The following is a 12,677-nucleotide window of genomic DNA, read 5'->3' as shown; positions in this document are numbered from 1 at the left end:
GGCGATCTCCAGTCGTGACCGGGCCGGCAAAGCCTTGCCCGGTGATACAGTCCCCCCGCGGGACTCTCGTGCCAGTGCCACATGCTATTTTCAAGTTGTTAACTATGGGTTGCATCGGGCCCGTCGCACGCACGCCATGGCGCGGCCGGGGGCGCTGTGGCAGCTTGCGGCCATGTCGAACGCCGCTCCGCCCCGCCCCGCCAGCTACACCGCCTTCGGTCTCAAGGCCGAGGCCGAGCCGCTGTCACCGGGGCTGCACATCGTCGCGACGCCGATCGGAAACCTGCGCGACATCTCCTTCCGGGCGCTCGCGACGCTCGCCGCCGCCGATGCGGTCCTGGCCGAGGACACCCGCACCTCGAAGACGCTGCTGGCGCATTACGGCATCTCGACGCCGCTCCTGCCCTATCACGAGCACAACGCCGCGCAGATGCGCCCGAAGGTGCTGGCGAAGCTGCGCGAAGGCGGCAAGCTCGCTTTGATCTCGGATGCCGGGACGCCGCTCGTTTCCGATCCCGGCTACAAGCTCGTGGCCGAACTGGTGGCGGAAGGCCTGCCGGTTACGGGTATTCCCGGCCCCTCCGCCGTGCTGGCGGCGCTGGTGCTGGCCGGATTGCCGACCGACCGCTTCTTCTTCGAGGGCTTCCTGCCGCCAAAATCGGGAGGGCGCCGCACCCGGCTGACCGAGCTCGCCGCCATTCCCGGCACGCTGGTCTTCTTCGAATCGCCCCGTCGTCTCGCCGAGATGCTGGCCGATGCCGCCGCTGTGTTGGGCGCAAGGCCGGGGGCGGTCGCGCGCGAACTGACCAAGTTCTACGAAACGGTCAGGCGCGGCACCCTCCCCGAGCTGGCCGCGCATTACGAGACGCAGGAGGAGGCGCGCGGCGAGATCGTCGTCATCATCGGCCCGCCGGGCGCCGTCGATCTCGTTCCCAGCGACGAGGCGATCGATGAACGGCTGCGCGCGGCGCTGGCGAAGGTCTCGCTGAAGGAGGCGGTGGCGCAGGTCGCGGCGGAGACCGGCCAGCCGCGCCGCAAGGTCTATGCGCGCGCCCTCGAACTCACCCGCGACGATCCGTGACAGAACCTGCGACGCGCTCGGCATTGCGCAGCCGCCGGGCGCGGCGTTCCGGCCTTTCGGGCCGTCGGGCGGAATGGCTCGCCATCCTCTGGCTGATGGCGAAGGGCTATTGGCTGCTGGAGCGGCGCTTCGGCGGCAAGGGCGGCGAGATCGATATCGTCATGCGGCGCGGGCGCACCGTCGCTTTCGTCGAGGTCAAGGCGCGCGGCCGAATCGAGGATGCGCTCACGGCCGTGACAACGGAAAAGCAGCGCCTCGTCGAGCGGCGCGTCCGGCAATGGCTCGCCCGCAACCCCTGGGCGATGGGCTACGATCTCAGGGCCGATGCGGTCTTCCTGGCGCCCTGGCGCTGGCCGCGCCATGTGCCGGCCGCCTTCGCGCTTGTCCTGTGACGCAGGGCCACCTACTTGCAGGAACCCGACCGGCAGCCCGATAAGAACGGGCCGCAACAGGAAGCCCGCCCATGACTCTCTCCGTCGCCATCCAGATGGACCCGATCGAGCGCATCCGGATCGCCGGCGATACCGGCTTCGCCCTGATGCTGGAAGCGCAGGCGCGCGGCCACACGCTCTACACCTACACCCCCGACAAGCTCTCGCTGCGCGACGGCAAGGTCACGGCGCCGATCCGCCCGGTCACGGTGCGCGACGTCGAGGGCGATCATTTCACTCTGGGGGCCGAGGAGAAGGTCGACCTTTCCCAGCTCGACGTCGTGCTGCTCCGGCAGGACCCGCCCTTCGACATGGCCTATGTCACCACCACCCATATGCTGGAGCGCATCCACCCCAAAACACTGGTGGTCAACAACCCGGCCGAGGTGCGCAACGCGCCCGAGAAGATCTTCGTCACCCATTTCCCCGAGCTGATGCCGCCGACGCTGATCACCCGCGACAGGGCCGAGATCGAGGCCTTCCGCGACGAGTACGGCGAGATCGTCATGAAGCCGCTCTACGGCCATGGCGGCGCGACCGTGTTCAAGACCGGCAAGGGCGATCCGAATTTCGGCTCGCTCTTCGACCTGTTCAGCAATCTCTTCCGTGAGCCCTGGGTGGTGCAGGGCTTCATCAAGGAGGTCACGGAAGGCGACAAGCGCATCATCCTGATCGACGGCAAGGCGGCGGGCGCGGTCAATCGCGTGCCGGCGGTCGGCGATCTCCGCGCCAACATGGTGCGCGGCGGCGCGGCGCGGCCGACCGATCTGTCGAAGCAGGAGCTCGCGATCTGCGAGGCGATCGGCCCCGAGCTCAGCCGGCGCGGCCTGCTGCTGGTCGGCATCGACGTGATCCACGGCAAGCTCACCGAGATCAACGTCACCGCCCCGACCGGCGTGCGCGCCATCAAGAAGCTGGGCGGGCCGGACCTGGCGGCGCAGCTCTGGGATGTGATCCAAGCGAAACGCTGAGAGGTTCCCTTAGACCTCTGACATGGCCATCCCGGGCGAAGCGCAGACCCGGGATCCGTGCCTGAATCTCGGCCGGAAGCGCTCCGGAATGGATCCCGGATCGGCGCCGCTTTGCGGCTTGTCCGGGATCACGGCGCCGTTAATTGATGGCGTTCAGGCCGCGACGTTCGTCCCGTTCAGCGGGTTCGTCTCGTCCCAGCCATAGCGCAGCGTCTCGAAGCGCATCGTCAGCGAATCGACCAGCAGGAGCTTGCCGACCAGCGGTTCGCCGAAGCCGGTGACGGCACGCACGACCTCCAGCGCCATCAGCGAGCCGATGATGCCGGGCAGCGCGCCCAGCACGCCGGCCTCCGCGCAGGTCGGGATCGCGCCCGGCGGCGGCGCATCCGGGAACAGGCAGCGCCAGGTCGGGTTCGGCCGCCCGTCCGGGCCGGTTTCATGGGCGCGGATCGTGGTCAGCGAGCCGTCGAAGCGGCCGAGCGCCCCCATCACCACCGGCCTGTGCTCGTGGAAACAGGCGTCGGAGACGGCATAGCGCGTGGCGAAACTGTCCGAACCCTCGGCGACGACATCGTAGAAGGCGATCATCGCGCGGGCATTGTGCGGGTCGATGCGGGTGACATGCTCCTCGACCACGACATTCGGGTTGAGCCGGCGGATGAAGTTCGCGGCCGCCACGGCCTTGCGCTTGCCGATGTCGTCGGTGGTGAAGATGGTCTGGCGCTGCAGGTTCGAGAGCGAGACCACGTCGTCGTCGACGATGCCGATCTTGCCGATGCCGGCCGCGGCCAGATACTGGATCAGCGGCGCGCCGAGCCCGCCGGCGCCGACGACCAGCACGCGGGCGTTCTTCAGCTTCTGCTGCCCCGGCCCGCCGATCTCCGGCAGGACGATATGGCGCGCATAGCGCTCGATCTCGTCGTCGTTCAGCATCATCTCCCAGAATAGGACCGGATGGCCTTCTTCGGCAATCGCATCGCGTTGCCGCGCCTGCGAAAGAGTTGACCTCATCGCCAGCTTGGCCGCGCCGCCGAGCCATGTCATCGTGGCACCATCGAGGGCCGGCTAACGGCACCCGGCTTCAACAGGGGACTATGCGATGCGTTTGGGTTCTTTCGCGGCGGCGCTGGCCGGCATGGTGTTTTCGGCGGCGGCTTTCGCGCAGCAGCCGATCAAGCCGGCGATCGTCTACGACAAGGGCGGCAAGTTCGACAAATCCTTCAACGAGGGCGTCTTCATCGGCGCCGACAAGTTCAGGAAGGAAACCGGCGTCGAGTTCCGCGATTTCGAGCCGACGAACGATGCGCAGATCGAGCAGGCCCTGCGCCGCTTCGCCCGTGACGGCAATTCGCCGATCATCGCGGTGGGCTTCTCGCAGGCGACCGCGCTGCAGAAGGTCGCGGCCGAGTTCCCGGACCTGAAATTCACCATCATCGACATGGTGGTCGAGCTGCCCAACGTGCAGTCGATCGTCTTTAAGGAGCATGAGGGCTCCTATCTTGTGGGCCTGCTCGGGGCGATGGCCTCGAAGACCGACAAGCTCGGCTTCGTCGGCGGCATGGACATCCCGCTCATCCGCAAATTCGCCTGCGGCTACATCCAGGGCGTCAAGGCGGCCAAGCCCGGCGCCGAGATCTTCCAGAACATGACCGGCTCGACGCCTTCAGCCTGGAACGACCCGGTGAAGGGCGGCGAACTCGCCAAGTCGCAGATCGACCGCGGCGCCGACGTCGTCTACCACGCCGCCGGCGGCACCGGCATCGGCGTGCTCCGGGCCGTGACCGATGCCGGCAAGCTCGGCATCGGCGTCGATTCCAACCAGAACGCGCTGCATCCCGGCAAGATCCTGACCTCGATGCTCAAGCGCGTCGACGTTGCCGCCTACAACTCCTTCATGGCGGCGCGCGACGGCTCCTGGAAGCCCGGCATCTCCGTGCTCGGCCTCAAGGAAGGCGGCATCGACTGGGCGCTCGACGACAACAACAAGGCGCTGATCACGCCCGAGATGAAGGCCGCCGCCGAGAAGGCCAAGGCCGCCATCATCGCCGGAACGGTCCAGGTCCACGACTACATGTCCGACCAGAAATGCACGATGTGAGGCGCGGGCCGCACTCTTGAGCCTCGTGCCTTCCCCTCCCGCGATCGAGCTCGTCGGCATCTCCAAGCGCTTCGGCGCGGTCGCGGCGAACCGGGACGTTTCGCTTGCGGTCGCGGCCGGCTCGATCCACGGCATCGTCGGCGAGAACGGCGCCGGAAAATCGACGCTGATGTCGATCCTCTACGGCTTCTACGAGGCCGATGCCGGCGAGATCAGGATCGCGGGCGAGCCGCGTCGCATCCGCTCCCCCGCCGATGCGATCGCGGCCGGCATCGGCATGGTCCATCAGCATTTCATGCTGGTCGAGACGCTGAGCGTCGTCGACAACGTCGTGCTCGGCGCCGAGGGCGGGGTCAGCCTCAAGGGCGGGCTGGCGAAGGCGCGGGCGGAACTGGCCCGCCTGTCGCGCGAATACGGGCTCGCGATCGACCCCGATGCCACGGTCGGCGATTTGTCCGTCGGCCTGCAGCAGCGCGTCGAGATCCTGAAGGCGCTCTATCGCGGGGCGCAGATTCTGATCCTCGACGAGCCGACCGCCGTGCTGACCCCAGCCGAGGCCGATCAGCTCTTCGCCCTGCTCCGGGCGCTGAAGGCGCAGGGCAAGACGGTGATCCTGATCACCCACAAGCTGCGCGAGATCATGGACGCCACCGACACGGTCTCGGTGATGCGGCGCGGCGAGATGGTCGCCGGGTTCCGGACGGCGGAAACCTCGCCGCCGGCGCTGGCCGAGGCGATGGTCGGCCGGCGCGTACTGCTGCGCGTCGAGAAGCCGCCGCGCGAGCGCGGCGCTGCCGTTCTCGAAGCGGTCGGCCTGTCCTGCCGCGACGCGCGCGGCACCGAGACACTGCGGGATGTGAGCCTGACCCTCCATGCCGGCGAGATCGTGGGCATCGCCGGCGTCGCCGGCAACGGCCAGAGCGAGTTGCTGGAGGTGCTCGCCGGGCTGGTCCAGCCCACGCGTGGCGTCATTCGCCTGGGCGGCCAGATCCTCGCGGCGGCGGATCGTCATCCGGCGCGGCTGCGCGAGCGCGGTCTCATGCATATCCCGGAGGATCGCCATCGCAGCGGCCTCGTCACCGCCTTCAGCGCGGCGGAGAACGCGATCCTCGGCTATCAGGGCGATCCGGCCTTCCGGACCGGGCCCTTCCTGTCGCCGTCGCGGATCGAGGCGCATGCGCTGACGGCCTTCGCGGCCTATGACGTGCGCCCGCCCGATCCCGCCCTGAAGACCGCGAAATTCTCCGGCGGCAACCAGCAGAAGATCGTGCTCGCCCGCGAGATCGAGCGGCATCCGCAGGTGCTGCTCGTCGGCCAGCCGACGCGCGGCGTCGATATCGGCGCGATCGAGTTCATCCACCGCAGGCTGATCGAGTTGCGCGATGCCGGCGTCGCGATCCTGCTGGTTTCGGTCGAGCTCGAGGAGGTGATGGCGCTCTCCGACCGAATCATCGCCCTCTGCGGTGGTCGGATCACGGGGGAACGCGCAGCAGAAACGGCGGATGAGCGCGATCTCGGCCTGCTGATGGCCGGCGTCACGGACGAAGCCGCATGAGCGCCGCCCCGGTCGAACTGCCGCGCTGGGCCGACACTGCGCTGGTGCCGCTCGTCTCGGTGGCGGCGGCCCTGCTGGTCGCCGGCCTCGTCGTCCTCGGCATCGGGGAGAACCCGCTGGAGGCGACGGCGCTGCTGCTGCGCGGCGCGCTCGGCAGCGCGGAAGGTATCGGCTTCACGCTCTACTACGCGACGAACTTCATCTTCACGGGGCTCGCCGTCGCCGTCGCCTTCCATGCCGGGCTGTTCAATATCGGTGGCGAGGGGCAGGCGACCGTCGCCGGCATCTGCGCGGCGCTGGCCTGTGGGGCGCTCTCGGCCATGCCGGGTTTCCTCTCCGTGGCGGGCTTCCTCGCCGCGCCGCTCGCCATCCTCGCGGCGGCTGCGGGCGGTGCGGCTTACGCCTTCATCCCCGGCTGGCTGCAGGCGAAGCGCGGCAGCCATGTCGTCATCACCACGATCATGCTGAACTTCGTCGCCGCGACGCTGATCGTCTATCTGCTGCGCGAAGTGATCGGTAAGATCGGCTCGATGCAGCCCGAGACAGCGGATTTCCCGGCACAGGCCGTGCTGACGCCGATGCACCAGCTCCTCGCACCGCTCGGAATCAAGCTGCCGCCGACGCCGCTCAACAGCGCCTTCCTGCTCGCCCTGATGGCGCTGGTCGCGGTCTGGTTGCTGATCTGGCGCACGCGGCTGGGGTATGCGATCCGCACCGTCGGGGCCAATCCCCGCGCCGCCGCTTATGCGGGGATCTCGCCCGCCGCGGTCACCATGATCGCCATGGCGATCTCGGGCGCGCTCGCCGGCGGACTCGCGGTCAATGAGGCGCTCGGCGTGCAGCACCGGCTGGTGCTCGATTTCACCGCGGGCTACGGCTTCGTCGGCATCGCCGTCGCGCTGATGGGGCGCGGCCATCCGGTCGGGGTGGGCCTGGCGGCGCTGCTTTTCGGCGTGCTCTACCAGGGCGGGGCGGAGCTTTCCTTCGACAAGCCGGCGATCACCCGCGACATGGTGGTGGTGATCGGCGGCGTGCTCATCCTCTTCGCCGGAGCGCTCGACGGGTTGTTCCGCCGGCTGGTGGCGACGGCGCTCGGTCGCGGGGCAGCCGGCTGATGGAGTGGCTCCAGACCCTTGCCGTCGTGCTCGATTCGATGGTCCGGCTCTCGATCCCGCTGATCTGCGCGGCGCTTGCCGGGCTCTGGTCGGAGAAGGCCGGCGTCGTCGATATCGGCCTCGAGGGTAAGATGCTGATCGCCGCCTTCGCCGCTGCGGTCGCGGCCCTCGCCACCGGCTCGGCCTGGGTGGGGCTGGGCGCCGGCATTCTTGCCTCGGTCCTGCTGGCGCTGCTGCACGGCTTCGCCGCCATCACCTGGCGCGGCAACCAGATCGTCTCCGGCGTCGCCATCAACATGCTGGCGGCGGGGCTCACCGTCGTCCTCGGCAATGCCTGGTACGGGCAGGGCGGGCGCACGCCGCCGCTCGAAGGGGCCGCCCGCTTCGGTGAATTGTCGCTGCCCTTCGGCCCATGGGCGCGCGAGCATGTGCCGGTGCTCGGCCTTCTCTATGACGAGGTGGTTTCCGGCCATGCCGCGCCGGCCTATCTCGCCTTTCTCTGCGTGCTGGCCACCGCGCTTGTGCTGAGGCGCAGCCGCTTCGGCCTGCGCATCCGCGCCGTCGGCGAGAACCCCGCCGCCGTCGATACGGCCGGCATCTCGGTGGCCGGCTTGCGTTATGCGGCGGTCGCGATCTGCGGGCTGCTCTGCGGCATCGGCGGCACCTATCTCGCCGTGGCGCAATCGGCCGGCTTCCTGCCGCAGATGACGGCGGGGCGCGGCTTCGTTGCGCTCGCAGCCGTGATCTTCGCCAATTGGCGGCCCTGGCCGGCGCTCGGCGCCTGCCTGCTCTTCGGACTGCTCGATGCGGTCGCGATCAGGCTTCAGGGCGTGACGCTGCCGGGCATCGGGCTGGTTCCGGTGGAGGCGATCCAGGCTTTGCCCTATCTGATGACCATTATCCTGCTCGCCGGCTTCATCGGCCGCGCGACACCGCCAAAGGCTTCCGGGATACCCTATGTCAAGGAACGCTGACATGAAGGACCGCTGACTTGGCCGCCGATCCCGATTTCGACGCGCTCTTTGCAGCCGCTTCCCGCCTCCAGCCGCGCGCCTACGCGCCCTATTCGCGCTTCAAGGTCGGGGCGGCGCTGCTGGCCGATGACGGCACGGTCCATGCCGGCTGCAATGTCGAGAACGCCGCCTATCCGGCCGGGACCTGCGCCGAGGCCGGCGCCATCGCCGCGATGATCGCGGCCGGCGGCACGGCGATCCGCGCCATCCTCGTCTTTGGCGAGGGGGACGAGCTGGTCACGCCCTGCGGTGCCTGCCGCCAGCGCATCCGCGAATTTGCGAGCCCTGAGACTCCGGTCGCCATCGCCGGACCCGAAGGCATCCGCGCGCGTTTCACGCTGGAGCAGTTGTTGCCAGCGTCCTTCGGACCGGCCAATTTGCCGCGGTGATTTGCGGCGGCCGCATGGACGGCCGGGAGAGGGTTTGCATGGCGGTCGATCCGGCTTTCGACGAAGCGGCATCGGTGTTGATCGACAGGGGGATCGACGGCCCGATCGAATGCGCCCTGGTGCTCGGCACCGGGCTCGGCTCGATCGTCGACGATGTGCAGGACGCCGTCACGATTCCCTATGCCGATATTCCGGGCTTTCCGCATGGCGAGGTGTCCGGCCATGCCCGCCAGCTCTGCTACGGCACGCTGTTCGACCGCAAGGTGCTGATCTATCAGGGCCGCGCCCATTATTACGAAGGCGGCGATTCCGCGGTGATGCGCGTGCCGCTCGGCCTGCTCACCGCCTTCGGCTCGCCGCCGCTGATCCTGACCAATGCGGCCGGCTCGCTTTCGCCCTCGATGGGGCCGGGCAGCCTTGCGCTCATCACCGACCACATCAACCTCAACGGCCCCAATCCGCTCGTCGGCGATCGGGGCGACGGCCGCTTCGTGCCGATGGTCGATGCCTATGATCCGTTGCTGCGCGGGCGGCTGAAGCGCGCCGCGGCGAACGCGATCGTGCCGTTGGGCGAGGGCGTCTATATGTGGTTTACCGGGCCGAGCTTCGAGACGCCGGCGGAAATCCGCATGGCGAAGACGCTCGGCGCCGATCTCGTCGGCATGTCGACCGTTCCGGAAGTCATCCTGGCGCGGCGCTACGATCTCCGTGTCGCCGGCCTGTCCATCGTCACCAATATGGGCGCCGGCCTCCATGGTGGCGCCCCTCACCACGGCGAGACGCGCGATGTCGCCGCGGTGGCCTCGCGCTCGCTGCGCCGCCTGCTGCGCGCCTTCCTGTCGGAGCTTTGAACCATGTCGGACGACGCTTTCGCCAGACGCGCGCTCGCGCTGCTCGACCTGACCGACCTCGCCGACGACGCCACCGAGGACGGCGCCCGCGATCTCTGCCGCCGCGCCGTCTCCGGACCGGTTCCGGTCGCGGCGGTCTGCCTCTGGCCGCGCTTCGTCGCGACGGCGCGCGAGGCCTTGGGCGACGGTCCGGTGCGGATCGCGACGGTCGTCAATTTCCCGGAGGGCGGGACGCCGATCGCGCCGGTCATCCGCGAGACCGAGGAGGCGCTGGAGGCCGGCGCCGACGAGATCGACCTCGTCCTGCCCTGGCAGGCCGTGCTCGCCGGCCATACGACGGCGGCGACCGCGATGCTTCGCAATGTCAGGATGCGCTGCGGCGACAAGCTGATGAAGGTCATCCTTGAGACCGGGGAATATCCCGATCTCGAAAAGGTCAGGACGGCGGCCGAGCTCGCCATCGCCTGGGGCGCGGACTTCATCAAGACATCGACCGGCAAGACCGCCCGTTCGGCGAGCATCCCCGCCGCGCGCGTCATGCTCAACGTCATCGCCATGGCCGGCCGGCCGGTCGGGCTGAAACCCTCCGGCGGCATCCGCACACTCGCCGACGCCAAAGGCTATCTCGACCTCGCCGATGCGATCATGGGGCCGGACTGGGCGACGCCGCGAACCTTCCGCTTCGGCGCGAGCGGCCTGCATGGCGCCTTGCTCGCGGCGATCGACGGCGCCGCGGCCGGTGAGGCCGCACCGGGGACTTACTGATGCGGCTGACGCAGGAGATCATCGCGGCCAAGCGCGACGGCCATGAAGTGCCCGATGCCGATATCCGCCAGATCATCGCCGGGCTGACCGACGGCTCGGTCAGCGAGGGGCAGGCGGCGGCCTTCGCCATGGCCGTGTTCTTCAACGACATGACCGAGAAGGAGCGCGTGGCGCTGACGCTCGCCATGCGCGATTCCGGCACGGTGCTGAACTGGGACGATCTGCCCGGCCCCGCCCTCGACAAGCACTCGACCGGCGGCGTCGGCGATACGGTGAGCCTGCCGCTGGCAGCCGCGGTCGCGGCCTGCGGCGGCTATGTCCCGATGATCTCCGGCCGCGGCCTCGGCCATACCGGCGGCACGCTCGACAAGCTCGACGCGGTGCCGGGCTATGTGACGCAGCCCGATCTCGCCCTGTTCCGCAAGGTGGTGCGCGAGGCCGGCTGCGCCATCATCGGCCAGACCGCCGATCTCGCCCCGGCCGACAAGCGCCTCTACGCCATCCGGGACGTCACCGCGACGGTGGAATCGCTGCCGCTGATCACGGCCTCGATTCTGTCGAAGAAACTCGCCGCTGGCCTGCACGGCCTCGCCATGGACGTGAAGTTCGGCTCCGGCGCCTTCCTGCCGGAACCCGCGAAGGCGCGCGCCCTGGCGCAGGCGCTCGTCGGCGTCGCCAACGACTCCGGCCTGCCGACCACAGCGTTGCTCACGGACATGGACGAGCCGCTCGCCAGCGCCGCCGGCAATGCGCTCGAGGTTGCCTATGCGCTCGACCATCTGACCGGTCGCCGGCGCGAGCCGCGCTTCCACGAGGTCACGGTCGCGCTCGGCGCCGAGATGCTGCTGCTCGGCCGTCTGGCGGCGAACCTCGACGAAGCGCGTGGCAGGATCGAGGATGCCTTCGCCTCGGGTGCCGCGGCCGAGCGCTTCGCCAGGATGGTGGTGGCGCTGGGCGGCCCTGCCGATCTGCTCGAAGCGCCGGCAAAGCATCTCGCCGCGGCGCCGGTCGTGAAGCCGGTCTTCGCCGAGACGGCCGGGATGGTCTCGGGCATCGATACCCGCGCCGTCGGCCTCGCGGTCGTGGCGCTGGGCGGCGGCCGGTTGCGGCCGCAGGACGGCATCGACCATGCGGTCGGCCTCACCGATATGGCCGGCATCGGCGCGACGCTCGGGCCGGACCGTCCGCTCGCCATCGTCCATGCGCGCGGCGAGGACGCTTTCCTTGCGGCAAGCGAGCGCTTGCGCAAGGCCTATCGGATCGGAGAGGGTGCGGCGCAGGGCGAGCTGGTCGCCGGACGGATCACGGAGAGAACACGGGCATGAGTTTGCTTCTGGCCATGACGGGCTGGCATGTCGAGGACTGGCGGGCGCGCTTCCAGGCGCTGCTGCCGGAGATGCCGATCGTGGTGCCGGGCGAGCCCTTCGACCGCCGCGCCGTGCATTATGTTGCGAGTTGGAAGCATCCGGCCGGCAGCCTGACCGGCCTGCCGAACCTCGCGGCGATCTTCTCGCTCGGTGCCGGCGTCGATTTCCTCTTCGCCGACGACAAATTGCCGGAAGTGCCGATCGCACGCGTGGTCGACCCCGACCTGACGACGCGGATGAGCGAATATGTCGTGCTGCATTGCCTGATGTATCTGCGCCAGCAGCATCGCTACATGCGCCAGCAGCAGGCGAAGCTCTGGGAAGACGACCGCAACCAGCCGGCGGCCCGTTCCGTCCGTGTCGGCATCATGGGGCTCGGCGAACTCGGCCTCGATGCTGTGGCCAAGCTCAAGATCATCGGCTTCGACGTGGCCGGCTGGAGCCGCTCGCCGAAGAGCGTCGAAGGGCTGCAGACCTTCTCCGGCGAGGATGGCATGAAGGATTTCCTGGCGCGGACCGACATCCTCGTCAGCCTGGTGCCGCTGACGCCCGAGACGCGCGGCATCCTCAACGCCGGGCTTTTTGCGGGGCTCGCGCAGGACGGCCGGCTCGGCGGGCCCTTCCTGATCAATCCGGGCCGCGGCGGCCTTCAGGTTGCCGATGACATCATCGCCGCGCTCGATGCCGGCACGCTCAAGGGTGCGACGCTCGACGTGTTCGAGACCGAGCCGCTGCCGGTGGAGTCGCCGCTGTGGAGCCATCCGGGCGTGACCGTCACCCCGCATAACGCGGCGATGTCCGAGCCGGAGGCGATCGCCACGCTGGTCGCGGCGCAGATCAGGCGGCTGGAGGCGGGCGAGCCGCTGCTGCATGCCGTCGATCCGGCCCGGGGCTACTGAGCACTGGCCCGAAAAGTCGAATCCGGTTTTCGGAAGCGGCCGATGCCGTAGCGCCATCTGGCGCCTTCACCGAACCGTCACCCCGTTGTTGTCGGGGTGCCATCCGGGCGCGCGAAGCCGGCTGGTCCTTTTCAGCCCGGAG

13 protein-coding genes are annotated in these 12,677 nt (G+C 69.1%); 12 read left to right on the top strand and 1 reads right to left on the bottom strand.

Translation table 11 applies throughout. From position 1 onward, the window contains the following. Positions 1-172 precede the first annotated feature (172 nt). The 3 genes from rsmI (at position 173) to gshB (ending at position 2,483) form a co-directional block, all read left to right on the top strand. Positions 173-1,081 (top strand): 16S rRNA (cytidine(1402)-2'-O)-methyltransferase, encoded by a 909-nt coding sequence (gene rsmI / locus AB6806_RS16260; protein WP_142022351.1) that lies wholly within the window; start codon positions 173-175, stop codon positions 1,079-1,081. Next, positions 1,078-1,473, top strand: coding sequence for a YraN family protein (locus AB6806_RS16255; RefSeq protein ID WP_142022350.1), 396 nt, complete (start codon positions 1,078-1,080; stop codon positions 1,471-1,473). Before rsmI ends, AB6806_RS16255 begins: the two co-directional genes overlap by 4 nt. 71 nt (positions 1,474-1,544) lie before the next feature. Then, a complete protein-coding gene (gene gshB / locus AB6806_RS16250) occupies positions 1,545-2,483 on the top strand; it encodes a glutathione synthase (protein WP_142022349.1) in 939 nt (312 codons plus the stop codon). 153 nt (positions 2,484-2,636) lie between these two features. Here the strand turns inward: gshB and AB6806_RS16245 are convergent, their stop codons facing one another. Next, positions 2,637-3,419: a HesA/MoeB/ThiF family protein gene (locus AB6806_RS16245; RefSeq protein ID WP_113253545.1), complete on the bottom strand. Its 783-nt coding sequence runs from the start codon at positions 3,417-3,419 to the stop codon at positions 2,637-2,639. Positions 3,420-3,582: 163 nt separating this feature from the next. Here AB6806_RS16245 and AB6806_RS16240 point away from each other — a divergent pair, with 163 nt between their 5' ends. From AB6806_RS16240 to AB6806_RS16200, 9 genes are read left to right on the top strand one after another with little or no spacing between them, the layout of a single operon-like run. Then, positions 3,583-4,581 (top strand): BMP family lipoprotein, encoded by a 999-nt coding sequence (locus tag AB6806_RS16240; RefSeq protein ID WP_113253544.1) that lies wholly within the window; start codon positions 3,583-3,585, stop codon positions 4,579-4,581. Positions 4,582-4,606: 25 nt separating this feature from the next. Further along, positions 4,607-6,136 (top strand): ABC transporter ATP-binding protein, encoded by a 1,530-nt coding sequence (locus tag AB6806_RS16235; RefSeq protein WP_142022348.1) that lies wholly within the window; start codon positions 4,607-4,609, stop codon positions 6,134-6,136. Then, on the top strand, positions 6,133-7,251 hold the full coding sequence (locus AB6806_RS16230) for an ABC transporter permease (RefSeq protein WP_142022347.1): 1,119 nt from the start codon (positions 6,133-6,135) through the stop codon (positions 7,249-7,251). Before AB6806_RS16235 ends, AB6806_RS16230 begins: the two co-directional genes overlap by 4 nt. Continuing rightward, positions 7,251-8,225, top strand: a complete 975-nt coding sequence (locus AB6806_RS16225) for an ABC transporter permease (protein WP_370954942.1) — start codon at positions 7,251-7,253, stop codon at positions 8,223-8,225. The genes AB6806_RS16230 and AB6806_RS16225 overlap by 1 nt, the downstream gene beginning before the upstream one ends. Before the next feature lie 17 nt (positions 8,226-8,242). Next, positions 8,243-8,653, top strand: coding sequence for a cytidine deaminase (locus AB6806_RS16220; RefSeq protein ID WP_370954941.1), 411 nt, complete (start codon positions 8,243-8,245; stop codon positions 8,651-8,653). A gap of 38 nt (positions 8,654-8,691) precedes the next feature. Next, the gene (locus tag AB6806_RS16215) at positions 8,692-9,504 is read left to right on the top strand and encodes a purine-nucleoside phosphorylase (RefSeq protein WP_370954940.1); all 813 of its coding nucleotides are present in this window, start codon (positions 8,692-8,694) and stop codon (positions 9,502-9,504) included. Between the two features lie 3 nt (positions 9,505-9,507). After that, the gene (gene deoC / locus AB6806_RS16210; protein WP_370954939.1) at positions 9,508-10,269 is read left to right on the top strand and encodes a deoxyribose-phosphate aldolase; all 762 of its coding nucleotides are present in this window, start codon (positions 9,508-9,510) and stop codon (positions 10,267-10,269) included. After that, on the top strand, positions 10,269-11,594 hold the full coding sequence (gene deoA / locus AB6806_RS16205; protein ID WP_370954938.1) for a thymidine phosphorylase: 1,326 nt from the start codon (positions 10,269-10,271) through the stop codon (positions 11,592-11,594). Before deoC ends, deoA begins: the two co-directional genes overlap by 1 nt. Next, positions 11,591-12,535 (top strand): 2-hydroxyacid dehydrogenase, encoded by a 945-nt coding sequence (locus tag AB6806_RS16200; RefSeq protein WP_370954937.1) that lies wholly within the window; start codon positions 11,591-11,593, stop codon positions 12,533-12,535. The genes deoA and AB6806_RS16200 overlap by 4 nt, the downstream gene beginning before the upstream one ends. Positions 12,536-12,677: the final 142 nt, after the last annotated feature.

Origin of the sequence: Allobosea sp. RCC_152_1, from assembly GCF_041360765.1 — a bacterium.
Lineage (GTDB): Bacteria > Pseudomonadota > Alphaproteobacteria > Rhizobiales > Beijerinckiaceae > Allobosea > Allobosea spartocytisi.
The sequence above is the reverse complement of the archived record's forward strand: the minus strand, read 5'-3'. Positions and strand labels throughout refer to the sequence as shown.

Bases quoted from the DNA above. Each gene is read 5' to 3' on its own strand.
- rsmI (WP_142022351.1), top strand. From the start codon at position 173: ATGTCGAACGCCGCTCCGCCCCGCCCCGCCAGCTACACCGCCTTCGGT.
- gshB (WP_142022349.1), top strand. From the start codon at position 1,545: ATGACTCTCTCCGTCGCCATCCAGATGGACCCGATCGAGCGCATCCGG.
- AB6806_RS16245 (WP_113253545.1), bottom strand. From the start codon at position 3,419: ATGATGCTGAACGACGACGAGATCGAGCGCTATGCGCGCCATATCGTC.
- AB6806_RS16240 (WP_113253544.1), top strand. From the start codon at position 3,583: ATGCGTTTGGGTTCTTTCGCGGCGGCGCTGGCCGGCATGGTGTTTTCG.
- AB6806_RS16230 (WP_142022347.1), top strand. From the start codon at position 6,133: ATGAGCGCCGCCCCGGTCGAACTGCCGCGCTGGGCCGACACTGCGCTG.
- AB6806_RS16225 (WP_370954942.1), top strand. From the start codon at position 7,251: ATGGAGTGGCTCCAGACCCTTGCCGTCGTGCTCGATTCGATGGTCCGG.
- AB6806_RS16215 (WP_370954940.1), top strand. From the start codon at position 8,692: ATGGCGGTCGATCCGGCTTTCGACGAAGCGGCATCGGTGTTGATCGAC.
- deoC (WP_370954939.1), top strand. From the start codon at position 9,508: ATGTCGGACGACGCTTTCGCCAGACGCGCGCTCGCGCTGCTCGACCTG.
- deoA (WP_370954938.1), top strand. From the start codon at position 10,269: ATGCGGCTGACGCAGGAGATCATCGCGGCCAAGCGCGACGGCCATGAA.
- AB6806_RS16200 (WP_370954937.1), top strand. From the start codon at position 11,591: ATGAGTTTGCTTCTGGCCATGACGGGCTGGCATGTCGAGGACTGGCGG.